This window comes from Sphingomonas zeae (genome assembly GCF_014197135.1).
GTDB lineage: Bacteria > Pseudomonadota > Alphaproteobacteria > Sphingomonadales > Sphingomonadaceae > Sphingomonas > Sphingomonas zeae.
On the sequence record NZ_JACIFA010000008.1, the window covers coordinates 27,748 to 44,628 of the forward strand.

The 16,881-nt window shown below is 65.5% G+C and carries 19 protein-coding genes; 6 read left to right on the forward strand and 13 right to left on the reverse strand.

Annotation, left to right across the window (positions count from 1 at the left end; all coding sequences use genetic code 11):
- Window positions 1–46 precede the first annotated feature (46 nt).
- From GGR45_RS12605 to GGR45_RS12645, 9 genes are all read right to left on the reverse strand, one after another.
- Window positions 47–373, reverse strand: a complete 327-nt coding sequence (locus tag GGR45_RS12605) for a DUF1491 family protein (protein WP_175311122.1) — start codon at window positions 371–373, stop codon at window positions 47–49.
- Window positions 374–378: 5 nt separating this feature from the next.
- A complete protein-coding gene (locus tag GGR45_RS12610) occupies window positions 379–837 on the reverse strand; it encodes a PaaI family thioesterase (RefSeq protein WP_285139183.1) in 459 nt (152 codons plus the stop codon).
- Window positions 821–1,291, reverse strand: coding sequence for a PTS IIA-like nitrogen regulatory protein PtsN (gene ptsN, locus GGR45_RS12615; RefSeq protein ID WP_175311124.1), 471 nt, complete (start codon window positions 1,289–1,291; stop codon window positions 821–823). The genes GGR45_RS12610 and ptsN overlap by 17 nt, the downstream gene beginning before the upstream one ends.
- Before the next feature lie 67 nt (window positions 1,292–1,358).
- Window positions 1,359–1,949 (reverse strand): ribosome hibernation-promoting factor, HPF/YfiA family, encoded by a 591-nt coding sequence (hpf, locus tag GGR45_RS12620; RefSeq protein WP_175311125.1) that lies wholly within the window; start codon window positions 1,947–1,949, stop codon window positions 1,359–1,361.
- Window positions 1,950–2,005: 56 nt separating this feature from the next.
- Window positions 2,006–2,701, reverse strand: a complete 696-nt coding sequence (dnaQ, locus tag GGR45_RS12625) for a DNA polymerase III subunit epsilon (protein WP_175311126.1) — start codon at window positions 2,699–2,701, stop codon at window positions 2,006–2,008.
- A 7-nt stretch (window positions 2,702–2,708) separates the two neighbouring features.
- A complete protein-coding gene (coaE, locus tag GGR45_RS12630; RefSeq protein ID WP_175311127.1) occupies window positions 2,709–3,302 on the reverse strand; it encodes a dephospho-CoA kinase in 594 nt (197 codons plus the stop codon).
- Complete coding sequence (aroE, locus tag GGR45_RS12635) at window positions 3,299–4,111, reverse strand: shikimate dehydrogenase (protein WP_175311128.1); 813 nt, start codon at window positions 4,109–4,111, stop codon at window positions 3,299–3,301. The genes coaE and aroE overlap by 4 nt, the downstream gene beginning before the upstream one ends.
- The gene (locus tag GGR45_RS12640) at window positions 4,111–4,698 is read right to left on the reverse strand and encodes a Maf family protein (protein WP_175311129.1); all 588 of its coding nucleotides are present in this window, start codon (window positions 4,696–4,698) and stop codon (window positions 4,111–4,113) included. The genes aroE and GGR45_RS12640 overlap by 1 nt, the downstream gene beginning before the upstream one ends.
- Window positions 4,695–5,513, reverse strand: a complete 819-nt coding sequence (locus GGR45_RS12645; RefSeq protein WP_175311244.1) for a pyruvate, water dikinase regulatory protein — start codon at window positions 5,511–5,513, stop codon at window positions 4,695–4,697. Before GGR45_RS12645 ends, GGR45_RS12640 begins: the two co-directional genes overlap by 4 nt.
- Before the next feature lie 318 nt (window positions 5,514–5,831).
- On the opposite strand from GGR45_RS12645, the gene hemE reads away from it, so the two are divergent.
- The 3 genes from hemE (at window position 5,832) to rho (ending at window position 8,879) form a co-directional block, all read left to right on the forward strand.
- Entirely contained in the window at window positions 5,832–6,854 is a 1,023-nt protein-coding gene (hemE, locus tag GGR45_RS12650; RefSeq protein WP_175311245.1) for a uroporphyrinogen decarboxylase, read from the forward strand.
- Complete coding sequence (locus GGR45_RS12655; RefSeq protein WP_175311130.1) at window positions 6,851–7,312, forward strand: CopD family protein; 462 nt, start codon at window positions 6,851–6,853, stop codon at window positions 7,310–7,312. The genes hemE and GGR45_RS12655 overlap by 4 nt, the downstream gene beginning before the upstream one ends.
- A gap of 310 nt (window positions 7,313–7,622) precedes the next feature.
- Window positions 7,623–8,879, forward strand: a complete 1,257-nt coding sequence (rho, locus tag GGR45_RS12660) for a transcription termination factor Rho (RefSeq protein ID WP_007405231.1) — start codon at window positions 7,623–7,625, stop codon at window positions 8,877–8,879.
- A 332-nt stretch (window positions 8,880–9,211) separates the two neighbouring features.
- On the opposite strand, the gene GGR45_RS12665 is transcribed toward rho, so the two are convergent.
- A complete protein-coding gene (locus tag GGR45_RS12665) occupies window positions 9,212–9,700 on the reverse strand; it encodes an outer membrane protein assembly factor BamE (protein ID WP_246358211.1) in 489 nt (162 codons plus the stop codon).
- Between the two features lie 128 nt (window positions 9,701–9,828).
- On the opposite strand from GGR45_RS12665, the gene GGR45_RS12670 reads away from it, so the two are divergent.
- Both GGR45_RS12670 and GGR45_RS12675 read left to right on the forward strand, forming a co-directional pair.
- On the forward strand, window positions 9,829–10,395 hold the full coding sequence (locus tag GGR45_RS12670) for a ubiquinol-cytochrome C chaperone family protein (RefSeq protein ID WP_246358212.1): 567 nt from the start codon (window positions 9,829–9,831) through the stop codon (window positions 10,393–10,395).
- Window positions 10,392–10,919 carry a YceD family protein gene (locus GGR45_RS12675; protein ID WP_175311131.1) on the forward strand — a complete coding sequence of 176 codons (528 nt, stop codon included), beginning with the start codon at window positions 10,392–10,394 and terminating at the stop codon, window positions 10,917–10,919. Before GGR45_RS12670 ends, GGR45_RS12675 begins: the two co-directional genes overlap by 4 nt.
- 59 nt (window positions 10,920–10,978) lie before the next feature.
- Here the strand turns inward: GGR45_RS12675 and GGR45_RS12680 are convergent, their stop codons facing one another.
- Complete coding sequence (locus tag GGR45_RS12680) at window positions 10,979–11,512, reverse strand: SixA phosphatase family protein (protein WP_175311132.1); 534 nt, start codon at window positions 11,510–11,512, stop codon at window positions 10,979–10,981.
- On the reverse strand, window positions 11,509–14,244 hold the full coding sequence (locus tag GGR45_RS12685; protein ID WP_175311133.1) for an ATP-dependent DNA helicase: 2,736 nt from the start codon (window positions 14,242–14,244) through the stop codon (window positions 11,509–11,511). The genes GGR45_RS12680 and GGR45_RS12685 overlap by 4 nt, the downstream gene beginning before the upstream one ends.
- Window positions 14,245–14,563: 319 nt before the next feature.
- On the opposite strand from GGR45_RS12685, the gene GGR45_RS12690 reads away from it, so the two are divergent.
- On the forward strand, window positions 14,564–16,138 hold the full coding sequence (locus GGR45_RS12690; RefSeq protein ID WP_175311134.1) for a lysine--tRNA ligase: 1,575 nt from the start codon (window positions 14,564–14,566) through the stop codon (window positions 16,136–16,138).
- 40 nt (window positions 16,139–16,178) lie between these two features.
- Here GGR45_RS12690 and GGR45_RS12695 read toward each other — a convergent pair whose 3' ends face one another.
- Window positions 16,179–16,880 (reverse strand): dienelactone hydrolase family protein, encoded by a 702-nt coding sequence (locus tag GGR45_RS12695; protein WP_175311135.1) that lies wholly within the window; start codon window positions 16,878–16,880, stop codon window positions 16,179–16,181.
- Window position 16,881 lies beyond the last annotated feature (1 nt).

The following is a 16,881-nucleotide window of genomic DNA, read 5'->3' on the forward strand; positions in this document are numbered from 1 at the left end:
ACGCGAAACTACGATGCGGCGCTCGTGGCCGATCCGGCCGGGTTCGTCAATGTTGCAGGATCGTTTCAGCGGTGAACCGTTCCGCCGCAGCGCCATCCAGTTCGATGACCCACAAGTCGGGATCGCGCGCCCTCCGCCTCTGCCAATAGCTTAAAATATCGTTTGCAGGGGTCGATTCGATCAGCGCGGTTCGGCCATCCGGACCGATGCCCCGCTCCAGCACGCGTTCGCGGCGATCGGCATCGATCACGATCACCAGGATGCCGCCGCCCTGCGGATCGCCCTTGGCCAGGACCATGCCCATGCCGCCGCTGTCGTTCATCCGGCGCAGCAGCGCGGTGACCAGCATATGGCTCGGCAGGCGACCGTCCATCGCGCTCAGGCTGTCCGATAGCCGGGCAGACCCGCCAAGGCGATTTGCGAGCGCATGAAGGTGCCGGTACCGCGCGCCACTTCCTCGCCGCTGGCATCGATCAACCGTGCATCGGCGACGAATACCCGCCGCCGTCCGCTGACCCAGCGCCCCTCGGCCACCACCTCCCCCGCCTTCATCGGGCGGGTCAGCAGCAGGTTGAACTGCGTCGTCAGCAGGAAACGGTCGGTGACCAGGCTGTTGCACGCATAAAAGGCCGCATCGTCGAGCATCTTGAAATAGCTCGTGCCATGCGCCGCACCCGCCGCGTGATAATGTCGCTCGTCCACCCGGAAACGGATGCGCGCTATCCCTGGCTCGGTGATGTCGAGCGTGGAGTCGAACAGGCGGTTGATCGGTGCCTGGGCATAAAGCGTTTCCAGCGCCCGAAAATGCGCCGCCTCGCCTTCAGGCCGCGGCGTCACGCGCCTCGTCCTGGGTGAGCAGCGCCCAGATCGCATCGGGCGAACCCGCCCCGCGCAACTTGGCCACGAAGCCCTTGTCGCGCAGCCGCCGCGAAATGCGGGCCAGCGCCTTAAGATGGGCCGAACCCGCATCAGCGGGGGAGAACATCGCGAAGACCAGATCGACCGGCATATCGTCGACGGCCTGGAAATCCACCGGCTGTGCCAGGCGCGCGAAGACGCCGACGATCTGCGTCAGCCCTGCCACCTTGCCATGCGGAATGGCCACGCCGCCGCCAAATCCGGTAGACCCGAGCTTCTCACGTTCGAGCAGAACGTCGGTCAGGAGCTTGGCATCCTGACCGGCGGGCCGGGCGGCAGCCGCCGCCAGCGCCTGAAACAGGGTTTTCTTGTTGGCGGCGGCAATGCCCGCCAGCACCGTATCGTGGCGCAACAGATCGCTGAAGTCGTTCATGGTTCCGTCCGGTGCGCCCCCACGCGCGGACCGCCTATTAACGGCCCGCGCGGAATAACGATAGAGTTTATCCGGCTGTGCCGCCGCGTTGCGGTTCGACCCAGCCTATGGTTCCGTCACCCCGGCGATAGACCATGTTATACGATCCCGTTCCCGAATTCTTGAACAAGAGTGCGGCAGTATTGCGCAGATCGAGCATCATCACCGCGTCGGACACGCTGGCATCGGGAATGTCGACGCGCGTCTCGGCAATGATCAGGGGCGCATCGCCCGCTTCATCCTCATCCATCTGCTCGGCGAACAGGGTATAGCCCGCATCATAGGCGCCGGCTTCGGCCAGTTCGATCGCTTGGCCCTGGTTGCGGTCCTTCAGGCGGCGCGAATAGCGGCGAAGCTGTTTTTCGATCTTGGTCGCCGCGCCGTCGAAGGACAGATGCGCGTCCTGCGCATCATGACGGCCCTTCAGCACCAGGCCGCGAGTGACATGCATGACGATATCGCATTTGAAGCCGACATCGTGCGGCCCCTTGCCGAACGTCACCTCGGACGAGATGGCGCGGGCGAAGTATTTCTCGGCGATACCCTGAAGCCGGTCCGTCACATGGGTCCGCAGCGCGTCGCCCGTTTCGACCTGATGACCAGAAATCCGGATATCCATCGTCTTCTCCTTGACTTACACGACTGGGACGGTCCTTTTTGGCCTGTCCCGTGGCGTCAACCGGACGCCTCGGCCCCCCAAATCGGATCGGTGATACCCTTTAGAAACGCCGCATGGGCGGCAAGTTCCGTATCACTGGGACGGAAGCTGCGCGGCGGGCGAACGCGGGCCGGCGCGCGGGCGACGATGATCGGTCCGGCCTCCACGCTCGTCTCGGCGAGCAGGCCCAGACCGATCTGCCGCCCGCCCATCAGCTCGACATAGACCTGCGCCAGCAGCTGCGCATCGAGCAGCGCGCCGTGCAGGACACGGTGCGACCGGTCGATGCCATAGCGCGAGCAGAGCGCGTCGAGCGTATGCTTGGCCCCCGGATGCCTGCTGCGCGCGATCGACAGCGTATCGACCATCCGGGTCTTTTCACAGACCGGCGGGAAGCCGAGCGCACCCAGCTCGCCATTGATGAAGCCGAAGTCGAAGGTCGCGTTGTGCGCGATCAGCGGCGCGTCGCCGATAAAGTCCAGAAACGCGGCCACGCCCTCGGCAAAGACCGGCTTGTCCTTCAGGAACGCATCGGACAGCCCGTGGACGGCCTGCGCTTCGGCGGGCATCGACCGTTCGGGATTGAAATAGGCGTGATAGGTCCGCCCCGTCTCGACCCTGTTGACCAGCTCGACACAGCCGATCTCGACCAGCCGATCGCCTTCCGAAAATTTGAACCCTGTCGTTTCGGTGTCGAAAACGATCTCTCTCATGAACCGACTATCGGCCTTCGGAGGCGGTCATGCAAGCGATCAAAGTCCGCACTTTTTCGCGGGTTTCGGCCAAAGGAATGTCGGTCGCGACGACATGATCGGCGCGCGCGCGCTTGTCGGCATCGGGCATTTGGCGGGCCAGGATGGCGGCAAATTTGGCTTTGGTCATGCCAAGCCTTTTCAACACCCGCGCCTCTTGGACATCGGGTTTTGCCGAAACCACCAACACCTTATCCACAGCCTTGTCACCACCGGTTTCGAACAGCAGCGGCACGTCGACCACCACCAGCGAAGCCCCGGCATGTGCCGCCAGAAAGGCCGCACGTTCGGCCTGCACCGCCGGATGGACGATCGCCTCCAGTCGGCGCATCGCGGCATCGTCGCCCAGCACCGCCTGTCCCAGCGCCGCGCGATTCACCCCCTCCGGCCCCGTCGTGCCCGGAAAGGCCGATTCGATCGCGGGGACCAGCCGCCCGCCGGGGCCTTGCAAGTGATGAACGCAGGCATCGGCGTCGAACACCGGCACGCCTTCGTCGCGAAACATCTGCGCGACGGTCGACTTGCCCATGCCGATCGAGCCGGTCAGCCCGAGGACGATCATCGCAGCAGGATGTCGCGCAGTTCGGCGTCGCGCTCGCGCGGTGGGGCGGCGCCAAAGAACCGCTCGAACGCGACGGCCGCCTGGCCGATCAGCATCTCCAGCCCGTCGATCGTCGCCAGCCCCCTCGCCCGCGCCGCCGCCAGCAAGCCGGTTTCGAGCGGCGCATAGACGATGTCATAGACGACGGCGTCCTGCGGCAAAGCCGACAGGTCGAGGTCGAGCGGCGGCTGGCCGGTCATGCCCAGGCTGGTCGCGTTGACCACCAACGCGCCGGGCGGCACCGCATCCCCAATAGGACGGGCCTGACCTTCGAGCCCGAAGGACGACAGCAGCGCCGCCCCCTTTTCCACATCGCGATTGAACAGCGTCACCGGCCCGACACCGATACCCGCCAGCGCGTACAGCACCGCACGCCCGGCGCCCCCTGCCCCGATCACCGTCACCGGCTGGCCCGCCAGATCGAAGCGGCTGAGCGGCGCGGCGAAACCCGCCGCATCGGTGTTGGTGCCGATCAATGCGCCATCCGCGTCGCGAAACGCGGTGTTGATCGCCCCGATCGCACGCCGCACGTCACCGCGATCCTCGACATGCTCCAGCGCGGCGATCTTGTGCGGCACGGTGATGTTGCAGCCGCGCCAGTCCGGGTCTGCCTTTCGTTCGGCGAAATAGCCGGACAGCGCGTGCGGAGCGACATGGGTGGCGCGATACTCGGCCTCGATCCCCAGCGCCTTCAGCCAGAAACCGTGGATCAGCGGTGATTTGCTATGGGCGATCGGATCGCCGATCACTTCGGCATACGGAAGGGCCATCAGGCGGGCATCCAGCCACGTTCGCGCAAATATCCCAGTACGGGGAGCAACGGCATACCGAGGATCGTGAAATGGCTCCCCTCGATCCGCGAGAAGAGCTGGACCCCGGGTCCCTCAATCCGGAAACAACCGACACAGCCCGCGATGGCGGGCCATTCTTGGGTAAGATAGCGATCGATAAAGGCAGGCGAGAGCGGACGAACATGGAGCTTGGCGCGCTCGACATGCCGCCAGACGGGACGGCCATGCTCGGCGATGACGGCGGCACTCCACAATTCGTGGCTCCCGCCGCTCATCCGCGTCAAATGCTCGGCCGCCTCTTCGCGGGTTTCCGGTTTGTCGAGCAGCGTGCCATCGCTGAGCGCCACGATCGAGTCGGACCCCAGCACCGGCACCGGCCCGGCATTGGCGGAGACCTTCACCGCCTTCAGCTCGGCCAGCGCATCCGACAGGTCGCGGGGGGAGGCACCCGCCATCGCCGCCTTGACGCCCGCCTCGTCGACCCGCGCGGGCAGCGCCTCATAGGCCACGCCCGCCGCATCGAGCATCGCCCGGCGCGAGGCGCTTTGCGACGCCAGGATAATCATGCCTCGGCCTTTCTCTGATTCACCAGCGAGATGATCGCCGCCGCCGTCTCTTCGATCGAGCGGCGGGTGACGTCGATCACTGGCCAATCATTGTCGGCGAACATCCGCCGGGCAAAGGTCAGCTCGCGGTTCACCGCCTCCTGCTCGACATAATCGGTGTCGGGTGCCTGGTTCAGCGACAAAAGCCGGTTGCGCCGGATCGCGATCAGCCGGTCGGCGCTGGTGGTCAGTCCCACGACCAAAGGCCGTTTGAGCGTGAACAGAAACGGGGGCGGGGGGCTTTCGACCACGATGGGGATGTTGGCGGTCTTGTACCCACGATTGGCAAGATAGATGGAGGTCGGCGTCTTGGACGAGCGGCTGACGCCCGCCAGCACGATATCGGCCTCTTCCCATTCCTCCCACGCGATGCCGTCGTCATGGGCGATGGTGAACTGGATCGCATCGACGCGCGCGAAATAGGCGGCGTCGAGAACATGCTGGCGGCCGGGCCGCATCTTGGCCTGCTGGCCGAGCAGTCCCGACAGCGCCGCATTGACCGGGTCGAGCGGCGCGACGATGGGCAGGCCCAGTGCATGGCACCGGCTTTCCAGGATACGCCGGGTCGCCAGGTTGACCAGGGTGTAGATCACCAGCCCCGGATTCTGCGCAATCTCCTGCAGGATGCGCTCCAGATGGCTTTCGGTGCGGACCATCGGCCAGAAATGCCGGACGGTTTCCACATCGTCATATTGCGCCAGTGCCGCCTTCGCGATGTTCTCCAGCGTTTCGCCGGTGGAATCGGACAGCAGGTGCAGGTGGAGCCGTGTCGTCATCGGCACGGGAATGACTCTGTGGATAACATGGCGAGAATCGGTAGCGTAACTTCGCCGACCGGCCAAGCGGCTCGACGGCGGTGGATAAGCGATGATTCGTTCACAACGAATCCCACAGGCCCGATTCTTTTCCACAGGCTGTGAGTTATGGGGGCGATGAATCCGAATCCCGTTGAATCGGCGATTCCCCTTGAGTCAACGTGTTGGCATATCGGGGAGAGCCGCATAATCCCGACAACCAACGTGCCAACCACTTCAACAATCCATTCTTAGAATCTTCTTGAATAGAAGAAGGGGGGTCTCCTGACCGACGTTCCGATTCGAAAGCCCCTGCTCGCCGTTCTGTCGGGTGAGCGGCTGGCGACACCACCCATGTGGCTCATGCGCCAGGCCGGTCGCTATCTGCCCGAGTATCGTGAGCTGAGGGCACAGAAGGGCGGTTTCCTCGCGCTCGCCACCGATCCCGAGGCTGCTGCCGAAGTGACGGTGCAGCCGATCCGTCGATTTGGTTTCGACGGCGCGATCCTGTTCTCCGATATCCTGATGGTGCCTTGGGCGCTGGGCCAGGACCTCAGCTTCGGAGCGGGGGAGGGGCCGCGTCTCGCGCCCGCCCTGGTCGATCAGACGCTGAATGCCTTGCAGAGCGTCCCTGAGCGGCTCGATCCGGTCTATGCCACCGTGGCACGGGTCGCGGGCCAGTTGCCGTCCGAGACCAGCTTTCTGGGCTTTGCGGGCTCTCCCTGGACGGTCGCGACCTATATGGTGGCGGGGCAGGGGTCCAAGGACCAGGGCGAGACGCGGCGCTTCGCCTATGCCGACCCAGCCGGCTTCGGCGCGATCATCGATGCGATCGTGACCATGACCATCGACTATCTGGCGGGGCAGGTGGCGAACGGAGTCGAGGCGGTGCAGCTGTTCGACAGTTGGGCGGGCTCGCTAAGCCCAGCGCAGTTCGAGCGCTGGGTGATCGCCCCCAATGCCGCCATCGTGGAGGGTTTCCGCGCGCGCTGTCCGGGGGTGCCGGTGATCGGTTTCCCCAAGGGGGCTGGGGGCAAGCTGCCCCCTTATGCGCGCGAAACCGGCGTGGACGCGGTCGGGCTGGACGAGACGGTCGATCCGGTCTGGGCCGACACCTATCTGCCCAAGGGGCTGCCGGTGCAGGGCAATCTCGATCCGCTGGCGCTGATCGCCGGGGGCGGGGCGCTGGACAAGGCGGTCGACCATATCCTGGCGGCCTTCCGCGAGCGACCGCATATCTTCAACCTGGGACACGGCATCCTGCCCGACACGCCGATCGCGCATGTCGAGCGGCTGATCGCCCGCGTACGGAGTGCTGCATGATCGGACTGTTGGGGGCCGCCTATGAATGGGTGAAGGCCGCGCACATCATTTTCGTGATCTTCTGGATGGCAGGGCTGTTCATGATGCCGCGCTATCTGGTCTATCATCAGGAGGCGCTGGTCGCCGGCGACACCACCGACGCAGCGCGCTGGGTCGAGCGCGAGGGTAAGCTGCGCGGTATCATCCTGACGCCCGCGATGATCGCGGTGTGGGTGCTGGGCCTGCTGCTGGCGGCGTCGCTGGGGCTGTTCTCGGGCGTTCCGGGGCTGGGCTGGCTGCATGCCAAGCTGGCCTTCGTGCTGCTGCTCAGCGGCTATCATGGCTGGATGGTCGGCTATGCCAAGAAGCTGGCGCGCGGGCAGATGAAGCTCAGCGGCAAGCAGCTGCGAATGATCAACGAAGTGCCCGCGCTGGCGGCAACGATCATCGTGGTGCTGGTCGTCATCAAGCCGTTCTGACGCCTTCTTCTTCCCTCCCGCAGGCGGGAGGGCACTTCTTACTCCCCTCCCGCAAGCGGGAGGGGTTGGGGGAGGGCAGGGAGTCTCACCGAGGACATCGCCCGCGGCTATCCCTCCCCATCCCCTCCCGCCTGCGGGAGGGGCGTGAGTCTCAGGCAGCGATGGGTATTCCCCATTGACTTGGCTCCCTCCGAATCCTAACTCCGGCTGTGTACGGCGCGGTCCTCGCGTCGGGTACGCTTCCTTATCGATACGCCTCGTTTCGCTGCGATCCTCGCCGACCGACGCCCTCCGACCATCCGGACCGATCATGCATCTGAAAGACCTCAAGAAGAAAACCCCCGCCGACCTCGTGCAGCTGGCCGAGGAATTGGGGGTCGAGAGCGCGTCGACGCTGCGCAAGCAGGACCTGCTGTTCGCCATCCTGAAGGAACAGGCGGAGCAGGGCGACCAGATCATGGGCCTGGGCACCATCGAGGTGCTGCCCGACGGCTTCGGCTTCCTGCGCAGCCCGGAGGCGAATTATCTGGCCGGCCCCGACGACATCTATGTCTCGCCCAATCAGGTCCGCAAGCATGGCCTGCGCACCGGCGATACGGTCGAAGGCGAGATTCGCGCCCCCAAGGATGGCGAGCGCTATTTCGCGCTGACCAAGCTGACCTCGGTCAATTTCGATGACCCGGAAGCGGTTCGCCACCGGGTCAATTTCGACAATCTCACGCCGCTCTACCCCGAGCAGAAGCTGATCCTCGACCCCGCCGACCCGACCCAGAAGGACAAGTCGGCGCGTGTCATCGACATCGTCAGCCCCCAGGGCAAGGGCCAGCGCACGCTGATCGTCGCGCCCCCGCGCGTGGGTAAGACGGTGATGTTGCAGAACATCGCCAAGGCGATCACCGACAACCACCCCGAAGTCTTCCTGATCGTCCTCTTGATCGACGAGCGCCCGGAAGAAGTCACCGACATGCAGCGCTCGGTGCGCGGCGAGGTCGTGTCCTCGACCTTCGACGAACCGGCGCAGCGCCACGTCCAGGTCGCCGAGATGGTGATCGAAAAGGCCAAGCGGCTGGTCGAGCACAAGAAGGATGTCGTCATCCTGCTCGACTCGATCACCCGTCTCGGCCGCGCCTATAACACCGTCGTGCCCTCGTCGGGCAAGGTGCTGACCGGCGGTGTCGATGCGAACGCGCTCCAGCGGCCTAAGCGCTTCTTCGGCGCGGCGCGCAACATCGAGGAGGGTGGCTCGCTCTCGATCATCGCCACTGCGCTGATCGACACGGGCAGCCGCATGGACGAAGTGATCTTTGAAGAGTTCAAGGGCACCGGCAACTCCGAAATCGTCCTCGACCGCAAGGTGGCGGACAAGCGTATCTTCCCGGCGATGGACGTCGGCAAGTCGGGCACCCGCAAGGAAGAGCTGCTGGTCGAGAAGGACAAGCTGTCCAAGATGTGGGTGCTACGCCGCATCCTCATGCAGATGGGCACGATCGACTCGATGGAGTTCCTGCTCGACAAGATGAAGAACTCGAAGACCAACGAGGATTTCTTCGACTCGATGAATCAGTAAGGGCGCGTACCGGGGCGCTGCCCCGGTGCCGCTACGGTATGATGGGTTCGCTGGCGGGAAATAGGCCCGCTTGCGAACCCATTTTGGTTTTGGGGCGTTAGCAGGCCCGATCCCATCCCCTTCGGGATCGTGCCGGTCCAAGCACGGCACGGCCGCGTCGTTGCTTATCAGGCGACGCGGCCAAACGGGGGAGGGAGCATCCCTTTAAGGCATCCGCCCCAACCTCCGTTCGGCCTGAGCGAAGTCGAAGGCCAAGGGAGTCCCTGGCCAGCGTTGAAACGTGCACTTCGACTTCGCTCAGTGCGAACGGAGCGAGGAAAAATGGGTTGGGATTACGGCCGGGTGCGCCCGCCGCCCATGCCGCCCTGGCCGGGGCCGGCACCCGGCGCGCCGACCGCGCCGATATTGCCGAACAGATCCTGGAAGAAGCCGCGCGAACGGCCCAGGGTTGGCGTGGTCTTGCCATAGGGCGAGATGTCCGCGACCTGATCGACGCCCGCACGGCGGATCGTCGTGACGTTGCCCGCCTGGTCGAAACTGATCTGCAAGGTGATCTGCGACACCGGATGGGGCAGGGTATAGCCCAGATTGCGGCTGTCGCGTGCGACATAATACCAGTCGCCACCGTTGAACTGGCTGCTGATCGTCGGCGTGCCCAGCGTCTGGAGAACCGACTGGCGGTTGTCGACGCCCGGCTGGATCGAGTTGACGAGATCGGTGTCGACCACATAGCCCTGATGCGACCGCAGTGGCGTACAGGCGCCCACGGCCATGGCCAAGCCGAGCCCAAGGGCGGCGAGCCGGGTGGAAGAAACGCTCATCATCATCTCCGGGCCGGAAATCGGCCGCACTACGCGGGTGTCAGCACTGGCGATCGATCCGCTCGACCGTCGCCCCCTCGATATGCGAAGGGAAGGGCGCGCACAAGCATGGCGCGGTGTGATCGTGCATGATGATCGTGCAGGGAAAAGGGGAGGGGCGGGTGGCCTCAGGCTGGCTCAAGCGGACAATCGCACGCTATTTCGGACGCGATGGGGATGCGGCGTTGCCACTTTACAATGCCGTGGTGCTGCGCGCCCGCCAGCCGCATTGGTATCTGGACGGCGCGGTGCCCGATACGGTCGATGGCCGGTTCGACATGATCGCCGCCATTTTGTCGCTGGTCCTGATCCGACTGGAGGCGCTGCCCGAGGGCACGGAGATGGCGGCGCGGCTGACCGAGCGTTTCGTCACCGACATGGACGGGCAACTTCGCGAACTCGGCATCGGCGATATCGTGGTCGGCAAGCATATCGGCCGGATGATGGCGATGCTCGGTGGCCGCCTGACCGCCTATCGAGAAGGACTGGCCGGGGACGCGGCGACAATGGACGCCGCGCTCGTGCGCAACCTGTACCGGGGCCAGGCGCCCGCCGACAGCGGCGCGGTTGCCCATGTTCGTGAGGCGCTTTGCATCCTACATGAGCGATTGGCGGCCGTTTCGCTCGCTCGCCTCACCCTTGGAGAATTGCCGTGATCCCCGAATGGAGCCGCCTCGAAAAAATCGACGTCATCGGTGAGCGCGAAAAGCCCGTGTCGATCGATACCACCCCCGACGAACGCCGCGCTTTGGCCGGGCGGTTCGGGCTGCTGGCGATCGACGCGCTGTCGGCCGATTTGGTCGTACGGCGCGACGCGGCGGGTATCCTGGTGACCGGCACGGTGCGGGGCGCGGTGGTGCAGCCCTGCTCGGTGACGGGCGATCCGGTCCCGGCCAAGGTCGACGAGCCGGTGGCGCTGCGCTTCGTCGAGCCCTCGGGCCACGGCACCGAGGAGGAAATCGAGCTGTCGGAGGATTCGCTCGACACGATCGAGATCGAGGGCGGCACGATCGACCTAGGTGAGGCGGCGGCCGAAACCATGGCACTGTCGCTCGATCCTTTTCCCCGCAGCCCGAATGCGGCGGCGACGCTGAAGGAAGCGGGCGTCATCAGCGAGGACGAAGCAGGGCCGCTCGGCGCGCTGTCCGGGCTGAAGGCCATGCTCGAAGGCAAGAAATGAAGCGTTCCTCCCCAAGCTGGGCTTGGGAGGGCGCGCCCGGTGGTGAAGGGGAGGGTGGCCTAAGGCGTATCCGGCCCCAGCGTCGGATCCAGATCACGCGGGCGGATGAATGCGACGAGCGTCGCGCTATGCGCCCGCGCGTCGGGCCACCGATCGACCGGCAGTGTCATCTGCGCTACGGTTGCGGTCGGATATTTGTCTTCCACCCGTTCGCGCAACTCGCCGTCCAGCGTCAGATCGAGGACCAAATCCTCCAGCCCCGGATTATGCCCGACCATCAGGACATGATCCGCCGCTTCGGGCAGCGCATGGACCAGATCGAGCAGGCTGGCCGCGGAGGCGAGATACATCGCCTTGTCCCATACGGGTTCCAGCTTGCGGCCATAGCCGCTCCACACCTCATCCAGCGTCTCGATCACCCGGACCGCGGGCGAGGCGACGATATGATCGAAGCGCAGGTCCAGCGATTTCAACTGCCGCCCGATCATCACCGCTGCGCGCCGTCCCTTGGCGTTGAGCGGACGATCGAAATCGCGGGAGATCGGATCGTCCCAGCTGGACTTGGCATGGCGAAGCAGCGTCAGCGTCTTCATCGATCTGGAATCTCCGTCGCGGCGGCTGGCAGGATTTCACCTTTTCCATGCCCTATCATCGTGTCGGAGGATAGTCGGCCCGAAACGCGCGCGACCGCTTCGTCCAGCGTGACGCGGGAAATCGCCACGCCCTGCGGAAAGGCATCGAGCAGCCGCGATGGCATGGCAGCGGACAACAGGACAAAGGCGCCGCGATCGTCCGCCCGTCGGATCAGTCGTCCGAACGCCTGGGCCAGCCGGGCGCGGACGATGCGATCGTCATAGGCGCTGCCGCCCCCTGCCAACTTGCGTGCGGCGTGGAGGACGGTCGGCTTGGGCCAGGGCACGCCCTCCATCACGACGAGGCGCAACGAGGAGCCGGGCACGTCCACCCCATCGCGCAACGCATCAGTACCCAGCAAAGAGGCGGACGGGTCGTCGCGAAAGATATCCACCAATGTCCCGGTATCGATCGGGTCGACATGCTGCGCGTGCAGCGCCAGCCCGTCGCGTGCCAGTCGGTCGGCGATCCGGCCATGCACCCCGCGCAAACGCCGGATCGCGGTGAACAAGCCCAGCGTTCCGCCCTTGGCCGCCGCGATCAGTCGGGCATAGGCATTGGCGAGCTGCGGAATGTCGCCGCGCTTCACATCGGTGACGATGAGCACTTCGGCCCGCTCGGGATAATCGAAGGGGCTGGCGGCGACGAAATGAGCAGGGCCACGCGCCAGATGCGGCGCCCCCGTCCGCGCCTCCGCCACGTCCCAGTCTCCGCCAGCTCGCAAGGTTGCCGAGGTGACGAGGGCGCCGTGCGCGGGTTTCAGGACGATTTCGGCAAAGGGACGGGTAGGATCGAGCCAGTGGCGGTGCAGCCCGATATCATATTCACGACCCTCGACCCGGTCGACCGCCAGCCAATCGACGAAGTCGGGATCGACCGGCCCGCCGATCCGGGCGAGCAGAGACAGCCAGGCCGCGACCGTCTCTGCCCGCCAGCCGAGCGAAGCGATCGCTCCCTCCACCCGCGCGCGCGCCGGACCATCCAGCCAGTCGGGGGCTTCGTGCAGCACCGCCTCGAGCCGCTGACCAAGCGTGACCAGGGGGCGGAGCAGCGCGTCGAGCGCATGGGCAGCGGGTCCGGCGGCGTCGATCAGTTCGGGCGATGGGTCGGCGAGTTCGGTCTCCAGTCCATAGCCCGCATCACCGGGCTGCTCGGCGCGTGCAAAGGCCAGGCCGCGCACGGCCGCCAGCAGGGTTTCGATCGGGCCAAAGGGCTGGCCCTCCGCCAGCCGCCCCAACCAGCCTTCGCTCGCCAGCGCATGCGCCGCCTGCACCGCATCGCCGATCGCGCGATTGCCGCCCTCGTCATAGCTGGCGACATCGGACAGCCGCGCGGCCAGACCCCGGCGGCGGCCACGCGACCCGGCTTCGGGACCGAGAATCCAGCGGCGCAGTTCGATCGTCTCCGATCCGGTCAGCGCGGTGGCGAACATCGAGTCCGCTGCGTCGAACAGATGATGCCCCTCGTCAAAGACATAGCGGGTCGGCCGCGTCTGGGTCTCGCGCCCGCGCGCCGCGTTGACCATGACCAGCGCATGGTTGGCGATGACGATGTCCGCCTGCACCGACGCTCGCGCCGCCCGCTCGATGAAGCACTTTCGATAATGCGGGCAGCCCGCATAGACGCACTCGCCTCGCCGGTCGGTCAGCGCGGCCGAGCCGTTGCGGCGGAACAGCGTGGTCAGCCAGCCGGGCAGGTCGCCCCCCACCATATCGCCGTCGCTACTATAGGCCGCCCAGCGCGCGACCAGTTGCGCGAGTACCGCCGCACGCCCGGCGAACCCGCCTTGCAGCGCATCCTCCAGATTGAGCAGGCACAGATAATTCTCGCGGCCCTTGCGGGTGACGACGCGTTCCTTGCGCAGCACGGGATCGGGGAAAAGGCGCGTCGTCTCGCTGCTTAACTGGCGTTGTAGCGCCTTGGTATAGGTCGAGATCCACACCGCGCCGCCTGCCCGCTCCGCCCAGAGGCTGGCGGGAGCGAGATAACCCAGGGTTTTGCCGATCCCGGTCCCCGCTTCGGCCAGCACCATGTTCGGCGTGTCGCGCACCGCGCGCGGCGCGAAGGCGGCGGTGACGGCGGCGGCATAGGCGCGCTGGCCGGGGCGTTCCTCCGCGCCTTCGCCGGTCAGGTGGCGCAGGCGATCCTCGGCATCGGCGGGCGGCAGGTCGATGGTGCGCGGGGCGGGGCGGGGGGCGTCCTCCTCCCATTCGGGCAGCGCGCTGAACAGCCATCGCTCGTTGCGCTCGGGCCGGGTCAGGCGCGGGCCGATCAGCGGCGCCCAGGGCCAGCGAAGCCGGGCGAGGCTCTGCGCGGCAGTCCATGCGCCTTCGCGTTCGGGCCACGCGCCGTCGGGCAGGGCGAGTAGCGCCTCGGTTGCGCCGAGCAAAAAGGCCGCGACCTGCGCGTCGTTCTCCGGCGGTTCCATGCCGCACGCCTGGGCCAGACCATGTGGTGTCGGCACCGCGAATTGCGCGGGGCGGAGGAAGGCGAAGAGCTCAAGGATGTCGAGGCCGGACAGCTCGGCATAGCCCAGCCGCTGTCCGATCAATGGCGCATTGAGCAGGATGACCGGGGTTTCGGACGCCAGCCCGATCGCCTCTCCGCGTGAGACGGCACGGGTCTGCCCCTGGGTCGAAATCCACACACCGCTATGGCTGGCATGAAGGGCGGGGTGGGGGAGGGAAGTCACGCTTTTGATGTGGGGGAGTGGGAACAGGTTGGCAACGGGGTGGGGGGATTTGGGGTGACTCATTGAGCAAATAGCTTGGGGCGACGCCCTCCCCAAACCCCTCCCGCTTGCGGGAGGGGCTAACAGCGTGGGGCGGGCGTGACGCCTCGACGAAGCACGCCCCTCCCGCAGGCGGGAGGGGATGGGGGAGGGAAAGCTAAGGAGGACCGCCATTGTTTGTTCCACGTGGAACACGACGCCTGTGGATAACTCCGTGCACAACCGGTGCATAATGCAAAACCCATTGTGCATCACGCCCCGCCTTGCCAGAGGCAAAGCCATGACAGACGAACTCCGCTCCACCGCTCTCGAGTCCAAGGCCTGGCCCTATGAGGAGGCTCGCAAGCTCCTCAAACGCTATCCCGACGGCAAGCCGGGCGGTGCGCCGATCCTGTTCGAAACGGGCTATGGTCCCTCAGGGCTCCCGCATATCGGCACGTTCAACGAAGTGCTGCGCACCACCATGGTCCGCAACGCCTTTCATGCCCTGTCGGACCAGAAGACCCGGCTGATCGCCTTTTCGGACGACATGGACGGCCTGCGCAAGGTACCGGACAATGTGCCGAACCAGGAGATGCTGCGTGAGCATCTCGGCAAGCCGCTGACCCAGGTGCCCGATCCGTTCGAGAAATTCGACAGCTTCGCCGCGCACAACAATGCGCTGCTGCGCCAGTTTCTCGACCGCTATGGCTTCGATTACGAATTCGCCTCGTCGACCGACTATTATACCTCGGGCCGGTTTGATGATGCGCTGCGGCTGGTGCTCAAGCACTTCCAAGGTATCCAGGACGTGATGCTCCCGACGCTTCGTGCCGAGCGTCGCGCCACCTATTCGCCTGTCCTGCCGATCAGTCCCAAGTCGGGCATCGTTCTGCAGGTACCCGTCGAGGTGGTCGACGCCGAAGCGGGCCTGATCGCCTTCGAGGATGAGGGCGAGCGGATCGTCCAGTCGGCACTGGGCGGCCTGTCCAAGCTGCAATGGAAGGTCGACTGGGCGATGCGCTGGGTCGCGCTGGGCGTCGACTATGAGATGGCGGGCAAGGACCTGATCGACTCGGTCACCCAGTCGTCGAAGATCGCGCGCGTGCTCGGCGGCCGTCCGCCCGAGGGCTTCAATTACGAGATGTTCCTCGACGAGCATGGCGAGAAGATTTCCAAGTCCAAGGGCAACGGCCTCAGCCTTGACCAGTGGCTGACCTATGGACCGGAGGAGAGCCTGGCCTTCTTCGCCTATCGCGAACCGAAAAAGGCCAAGCAGCTGCACATGGGCGTCATCCCGCGCGCGGTGGACGAATATTGGCAGTTTCGGGTCAATTATCCCAACCAGTCGCTTAAGGAGCAGTTGGGCAATCCGGTGCACCACATCCATGACGGCAAGCTGCCCGAAGGGGAATTGCCGGTGACCTTCGGCCTGCTGCTCAACCTGGTCGGGGTGATGGGCGAGGCGACCAAGGAGCAAGTCTGGGGCTATCTCGCCAATTACGTGCCCGAGGCGTCCGCGGAGAAATACCCGGAGCTCGACCGGTTGATCGACCATGCGCTGGCCTATGCCCGTGATTTCGTCGCGCCGACGCTCCAGCGCCGCGCGCCCGAGCCGCATGAGGCTGAAGCGCTGTGCCAACTGGATGCGCAACTCGCGGCTCTCCCGGCGGGGGCAAGTGCCGAGGACATCCAGAATATCGTCTATGAGATCGGCAAGACCGATGCCTTCCCGTCGCTGCGCGACTGGTTCAAGGCGCTGTACGAAACGCTGTTGGGGTCCGCCCAAGGGCCGCGCATGGGCAGCTTCATCGCGCTCTACGGTGTGGATAACAGCCGCAAGCTGATCGCCGAAGCGCTGGCCAAGGCGGCGTAACAGGAAAGGGGGGAGCGGCTGGCTCCCCCCTTTTATTGTGTCAGCGGAGATGCTCCGCAAAGAACGCCATGGTGCGTTCGTCCGCCAGCCTGGCCGAATCCTCCGACCGGCGCTGGCCGAATTCGGTCGCGAAGCCGTGATCCTCACCGGGGTAATCGTACAGCGTGACCCTAGGGTGATCGTCCAACCCTTCGTGCATCCGCCGCTGCGCGTCCTTGTCGACGAAGTGATCCTCCTCCGGAATGTGGAGCAGGACCGGCTTGGCGATGGCGTTCTTTTCGCCCAGCAGGCCGTCGATGCCGACCCCGTAATAGCCAACACTGGCATCCACATCGGTCCGCGCCGCGGTCATAAAGGCGAGTCGCCCGCCCAAGCAGTAGCCGACCACGCCGACCTTGAGGTCCGCACCAAGCTCTGCGCGGATCGCCTTGATCGTGGCCTCGATATCGCGAATGCCGCCGTCCTGGTCGAACTGGCCCATCAGATCGAGCGCCTGTTGCATCTCGTTGGGCACGTCCGGGTCAAGCTCGATGCCAGGGGAGATCTTGTGGAAAAGGTCGGGGGCAACCGCCAGATACCCCGCTTCGGCCAAGGTGTCGCATTTGCGGCGGATGCCTGCATTCACGCCGAAGATTTCCTGGATGACGATGATTGCGGCGGTCGGCTTCCCCTCCGGCGCGGCGAAATAGGCGTTGAACGCGCCGTCGCCCTCTGCGGCAGCGATGGTCTTGGTTCCGGTCATG

Bases quoted from the DNA above. Each gene is read 5' to 3' on its own strand.
- GGR45_RS12665 (WP_246358211.1), bottom strand. From the start codon at position 9,700: ATGAGCGTTTCTTCCACCCGGCTCGCCGCCCTTGGGCTCGGCTTGGCC.
- dnaQ (WP_175311126.1), bottom strand. From the start codon at position 2,701: ATGAGAGAGATCGTTTTCGACACCGAAACGACAGGGTTCAAATTTTCG.
- GGR45_RS12645 (WP_175311244.1), bottom strand. From the start codon at position 5,513: ATGACGACACGGCTCCACCTGCACCTGCTGTCCGATTCCACCGGCGAA.
- rho (WP_007405231.1), top strand. From the start codon at position 7,623: ATGCATCTGAAAGACCTCAAGAAGAAAACCCCCGCCGACCTCGTGCAG.
- GGR45_RS12695 (WP_175311135.1), bottom strand. From the start codon at position 16,880: ATGACCGGAACCAAGACCATCGCTGCCGCAGAGGGCGACGGCGCGTTC.
- hpf (WP_175311125.1), bottom strand. From the start codon at position 1,949: ATGGATATCCGGATTTCTGGTCATCAGGTCGAAACGGGCGACGCGCTG.
- GGR45_RS12605 (WP_175311122.1), bottom strand. From the start codon at position 373: ATGGACGGTCGCCTGCCGAGCCATATGCTGGTCACCGCGCTGCTGCGC.
- coaE (WP_175311127.1), bottom strand. From the start codon at position 3,302: ATGATCGTCCTCGGGCTGACCGGCTCGATCGGCATGGGCAAGTCGACC.
- GGR45_RS12690 (WP_175311134.1), top strand. From the start codon at position 14,564: ATGACAGACGAACTCCGCTCCACCGCTCTCGAGTCCAAGGCCTGGCCC.
- GGR45_RS12670 (WP_246358212.1), top strand. From the start codon at position 9,829: ATGATGATCGTGCAGGGAAAAGGGGAGGGGCGGGTGGCCTCAGGCTGG.
- aroE (WP_175311128.1), bottom strand. From the start codon at position 4,111: ATGGCCCTTCCGTATGCCGAAGTGATCGGCGATCCGATCGCCCATAGC.
- ptsN (WP_175311124.1), bottom strand. From the start codon at position 1,291: ATGAACGACTTCAGCGATCTGTTGCGCCACGATACGGTGCTGGCGGGC.
- GGR45_RS12680 (WP_175311132.1), bottom strand. From the start codon at position 11,512: ATGAAGACGCTGACGCTGCTTCGCCATGCCAAGTCCAGCTGGGACGAT.
- GGR45_RS12655 (WP_175311130.1), top strand. From the start codon at position 6,851: ATGATCGGACTGTTGGGGGCCGCCTATGAATGGGTGAAGGCCGCGCAC.
- GGR45_RS12640 (WP_175311129.1), bottom strand. From the start codon at position 4,698: ATGATTATCCTGGCGTCGCAAAGCGCCTCGCGCCGGGCGATGCTCGAT.